This is a genomic window from Halomonas sp. 707D4, from assembly GCF_024158685.1.
GTDB lineage: Bacteria > Pseudomonadota > Gammaproteobacteria > Pseudomonadales > Halomonadaceae > Vreelandella.
Window position 1 is genome coordinate 1 of record NZ_JAMZBD010000257.1, and the last position, 4,582, is coordinate 4,582.

Here is a 4,582-nt window from a genome sequence, read left to right on the forward strand (position 1 = left end):
GGCTCATGGGGCTGGTCATGTACGCGCTGACCGTCACCGTGGTGATGCGTCTTCGCCCGGCACTCGCCGTGATAGGCGAACGCACCTCCTGGCGCGACAAGTTTGCCTCCATCTCGGGCTTGATCCCATTCTTTGCCGTCTTTCTAGTGATGATTCTGGGCATCTACTTCGGCTTGTTCACACCCACCGAAGGCGCCAGCGTCGGGGCCTTTGCCACGCTGCTGTATGCGCTCTTCAAAGGTATGCGCTTGGCTGGGCTTTGGCGCAGTCTGCAAGAGACCTTGGCGCTGTCGGCGGTGGTGTTCTTCATGTTGGTGGGGGCGGAAACGCTGGGCTACTTCATCTCGGTGTCGCGGATCTCGTTTTCCATTAGTGACATGCTTTATGGGCTCGAGCTTTCGCCGATGATGGTGGTGCTGTGCATCCTGCTGCTCTACTTCGTGCTCGGCATGTTCATGGACTCCATCGCCATGCTGGTGATCACCGTGCCGGTGGTTTACCCGATCATCCAGGCGTTGGGCATCGATCCGGTCTGGTTCGGGATCATCACGGTGCTGACGGTGGAGCTTGGCCTGATCACCCCGCCGGTGGGCATGAACGTGTTCGTCATCAAGGCGATGGCGCCGCACGTAGGGCTGGGCGAAATCTTCAAGGGCGTGGCACCGTTTATCGTGTCGGACTTCGTTCGGCTGGCGCTTCTGGTTGCGTTTCCCGTGCTGAGCACGTTTTTCCTGCTTTAACGTCATGGGGCTGGAGCGGCCGACTGTCGAAGACGGCTACGGCTGCTCCATCAAATGCTTTCGAAACGCACGGGGAGCCAATGTTGTATTACGTTTGAAAAAACGTGTGAAGTAGGCCGGCTCGGAAAAGCCCAAACCGTCGGCGATCTCGGCGATGGTCATATTGGTATAAGTGAGCTGGCGTTTGGCCTCGAGCAGTAGCCGCTCGTGGAGTATCTGCAAGGCGCTCCGGCCTTCCTGTTGACGGCACAGTAGGTTGAGATGCGCGCGGCTGAGCCCAAGTTCGCGCGCTAGCGCCTCGATGCCAGGCTGCTCTCGAAAGCGTTGCTCGACCAGCGTATGAAACCGTTCGAAATGCTGGCGACCCTTTTCGCGTGCCATAGGGATCGCCCTCTGAGGCGTTGGCTTACGCGGCAGCACCAGGCGTTCGAGCTCGATGGCCAGTGCCAGAGCCAGTACTTCCAGAAGCTGGCGCCGCTCCGGCGCCGGATGGCGATACTCGCGGTCGATCTGGCTCACCAGCGTGACGATCTGCGCTTGATTCGACGCGGCTTCGAGGCTGTAAAACCCCGCCTGTCTCAGCGCTCGGCCATCATCCAATGCCTTGCCCAAATGATCTGCCAGCGGCTGAGCCAGGGTCACGATGTGGCCTTTCACGTCTGGTGAAAAGCAGAACCCGTGAATCGTCATGGCCGGTACCACGATGACCCCCGCATTCCGCTTATGGTGATGGGCTCCCTCCAGCTCAAGATCGACGCTGCCTCGAGTGATCAGCAGGACGTGGACCAGATCGGTGTGGCGATGCGGGCGAATACGCCAATCGTGCAGAAGGCTGCGCTCTGGAATGGACTCGCAGTGCAAAAGATCCGGCGTGGGCCAATGGCGGGTTTCACCGTAGAGCTTGAACACGGGAACGATAGTGGCGGCTAGCATGGAGGGCTCCGCTAATACGTTTGACTAAAGTCGAGCATTTATACGCCAAAAATCCAGATTTAAGACCATATTTTGCCTTACTCAAGCGCTTAATTCGATCAAAAATACAACTCATTAATCGTTGTGACACTATGCTCTGGAGCGTTTTGATGAAGACTCAGGTGGCGATTATCGGGGCTGGCCCGTCGGGCCTGTTGCTGGGACAACTGTTGCAACGCCAGGGCATCGACAACGTGATCGTCGAGCGGCGCAGCGGCGAGCACGTGCTGAGCCGCATCCGGGCCGGTGTGCTAGAGCAGGGCACGGTGGATCTCTTACGCGAGGCGGGCGTTGATCGGCGTATGGATGAAGAGGGCTTACCCCACGACGGCTTTGAGCTGGCCTTCGACAATCGCCGCGTACGCGTGCCGCTTGATGAGCTGACCGGAGGCCGCCGTGTCATGGTCTACGGTCAGACCGAGGTGACGCGTGACCTGATGGAGGCTCGTGAGGCCGTAGGTGCCTCCTCGTTTTACGAGGCTGAAAACGTTCAGCCGTTCGATATGGAAAGCGACGCCCCTTATCTGACGTTCGAGCATGATGGTAAAACCTTGAGGCTCGACTGCGACTACATAGCCGGCTGCGATGGCTACCATGGCGTCTCGCGTCAGAGCATTCCTGGTGATCGTCTCACCGAGTTCGAAAAGGTCTACCCCTTTGGCTGGCTGGGTCTATTATCGGATACGCCACCGGTGTCGGAGGAGCTGATCTACGCCCGCCACGAGCGCGGCTTTAGCCTGTGCAGCATGCGTTCCGCCACCCGCAGCCGTTACTACCTGCAGGTGCCGTTGGATGAAAAAGTCGAGGACTGGTCCGATGAGCGCTTTTGGGAAGAGCTCAAGCGCCGCTTGCCCAACGAGGTGGCCACTCGGCTCGTGACCGGGCCTTCCATCGAGAAGAGCATCGCGCCGCTTCGAAGCTTCGTGGTGGAGCCCATGCAGTACGGCAAACTGTTTTTGGTCGGTGACGCGGCCCATATCGTCCCGCCTACTGGCGCTAAGGGCCTCAATCTCGCCGTCAGCGACGTGAATACGCTCTACCGGCTGATGGTGAAGGTCTACCAGGAAGGCCGCACGGATCTGATCGAGCGCTACTCACAAACGTGCCTGAAACGTATCTGGAAGGCCGAGCGCTTCTCTTGGTGGATGACGTCCATGCTGCACAACTTCTCCGATGCAGACGACTTCGATAGCCGTTTGCAGCTCGCTGAACTCGATTACGTCACGAGTACCCAGGCGGGTTTGACGACGATTGCCGAAAACTATGTGGGACTGCCTTACGAGTCTCTGGAGTAAAATTTCGTTGTCTTGATTTGCCTTGAACCTCCCTGGTAAAAGAAGCGCCATGAACCGGCTCAAACCCTAATTGGTTCTCAAAAACGCGGCATCGGTGCTTTAACGCTATCCATGAACTCGTGTTTTGTTAAAACCAAGGCGCCAGCCTGACCCTTAACCGGGTGCGATAGGCGGCATCGTTGATACGACTGTTGGCCAGCATGCGGTCCAGCAGGGCGCCACGTTTCTTTGCCGAGCTCGGTAGCGCCTTGACGTGCGTATCGATCCAGACAAGCCGGCCCTGGGCGTCGATCAGCAGGTTGTCCAGGTGCAGGTCGCGGTGGTAGTAGCCCGCCTGGGCGAGCTCGATCACCTGGTTGGCCAGAGTGTCGATGAATGCCGTGCGGCCCGGCTCGTCGAGCGCCTCGAAGTGGGCGCTACCCGTCACGCAGCCGTCCAGCCGCTCCATGGCGTAGAGCGAGCCGAGCGGATTCAAGAAGTTGAGCGCCACGCCATAGCAGCGCACATCGACGGTGTTCTGCCCCAGTTTCTGCAGAATGCGGCGGCTGGTGAACTCCTTGTAGGCGTCGTAAGAGCCGGTCAGGCGCTTGGAGATGATGTCGCGTCCCAGCCAGCGCCAGAAGTGCTCCCTGGGGGAGTACTTGTCGCGCACCAGCTTGAACAGCGTACTGGACTGGGCTTGAAAGAAGAAATGGCTGCTGGCCTGACGATCGAGTTCCGGTAGCGACACCAGCGCCTGCAGGCTGCCCACGCCCGGCGTTGCTTGAACGCGGTGAACCAGATACCAACAGGTCCGTTTTTCGAAGTGAAAACGCTGCAGCTTTGTGAACATGCGGAAGAACTCGGTCGATCATCCGGCAGAAAGCCGAGTGACGGGGGTTGAACGTCAAGAAATGGCCGCTAGCGTCGACGGCACCAACCTGGGTGCCTACTGAAAGAATGCTGACACTAAAGCGTAATAGAAAAGCTGCCAAGTTCAACCATTTTGCCGTTTTCCAGCCGTTCGGCGAGTGTCTTTCCCCTGGAGTGGCCAGTAAAAAGCCCGGCCGGGGCCGGGCTTTGCATATCGGAAGCTTGAAGCGCTCAACACTCGATGGCATTCACCGCGAGTCCACCTTTTGACGTTTCCTTGTACTTGTCGAGCATGTCGCGGCCGGTGTCGCGCATGGTGCGGATCACTTTATCCAGCGAGATGAAGTGGGTGCCGTCGCCGTGCAGCGCCATTTGCGCTGCATTGATCGCCTTGACCGTGGCGATGGCATTGCGCTCGATGCAGGGCACCTGGACGAGGCCGCCGACCGGGTCGCAGGTGAGCCCCAGGTTGTGCTCCAGGCCGATTTCCGCAGCGTGCTCGACCTGCTCCGGCGTTGCGCCCATCACCTCGGCCAGCCCCGCGGCGGCCATGGCGCAGGCGGAGCCGACCTCGCCCTGGCAGCCCACTTCGGCCCCAGAAATGGAGGCGTTTTTCTTGCACAAAATGCCGATGGCGCCTGCGGCAAGCAGGAAGTCCACCACGTTACGCTCGCTGGAGCCTGCCTGGAACTTCATGTAGTAGTGCAGCACCGCCGGGATGAT

The 4,582-nt window shown here is 59.2% G+C and carries 5 protein-coding genes; 2 read left to right on the top strand and 3 right to left on the bottom strand.

Features of this window, described 5'->3' with window-relative positions; translation table 11 throughout:
• A partial coding sequence (locus tag BIS11_RS11445; RefSeq protein WP_253586070.1) for a TRAP transporter large permease subunit occupies positions 1 to 740 on the top strand: 740 nt, incomplete at its 5' end.
• Positions 741 to 776: 36 nt separating this feature from the next.
• On the opposite strand, the gene BIS11_RS11450 is transcribed toward BIS11_RS11445, so the two are convergent.
• Positions 777 to 1,673: a helix-turn-helix domain-containing protein gene (locus BIS11_RS11450; protein WP_253420072.1), complete on the bottom strand. Its 897-nt coding sequence runs from the start codon at positions 1,671 to 1,673 to the stop codon at positions 777 to 779.
• Between the two features lie 149 nt (positions 1,674 to 1,822).
• Between BIS11_RS11450 and pobA the strand changes: the two genes are divergently transcribed.
• Positions 1,823 to 3,007, top strand: a complete 1,185-nt coding sequence (gene pobA, locus BIS11_RS11455) for a 4-hydroxybenzoate 3-monooxygenase (protein ID WP_253420075.1) — start codon at positions 1,823 to 1,825, stop codon at positions 3,005 to 3,007.
• 127 nt (positions 3,008 to 3,134) lie between these two features.
• Here pobA and BIS11_RS11460 read toward each other — a convergent pair whose 3' ends face one another.
• Together BIS11_RS11460 and BIS11_RS11465 are read right to left on the bottom strand one after the other, a co-directional pair.
• On the bottom strand, positions 3,135 to 3,839 hold the full coding sequence (locus tag BIS11_RS11460; protein WP_253420078.1) for a hypothetical protein: 705 nt from the start codon (positions 3,837 to 3,839) through the stop codon (positions 3,135 to 3,137).
• Positions 3,840 to 4,090: 251 nt separating this feature from the next.
• Positions 4,091 to 4,582: L-serine ammonia-lyase, iron-sulfur-dependent, subunit alpha (locus BIS11_RS11465; RefSeq protein WP_253586071.1), on the bottom strand; the 492-nt coding region annotated here is incomplete at its 5' end.

Bases quoted from the DNA above. Each gene is read 5' to 3' on its own strand.
- pobA (WP_253420075.1), top strand. From the start codon at position 1,823: ATGAAGACTCAGGTGGCGATTATCGGGGCTGGCCCGTCGGGCCTGTTG.
- BIS11_RS11460 (WP_253420078.1), bottom strand. From the start codon at position 3,839: ATGTTCACAAAGCTGCAGCGTTTTCACTTCGAAAAACGGACCTGTTGG.
- BIS11_RS11450 (WP_253420072.1), bottom strand. From the start codon at position 1,673: ATGCTAGCCGCCACTATCGTTCCCGTGTTCAAGCTCTACGGTGAAACC.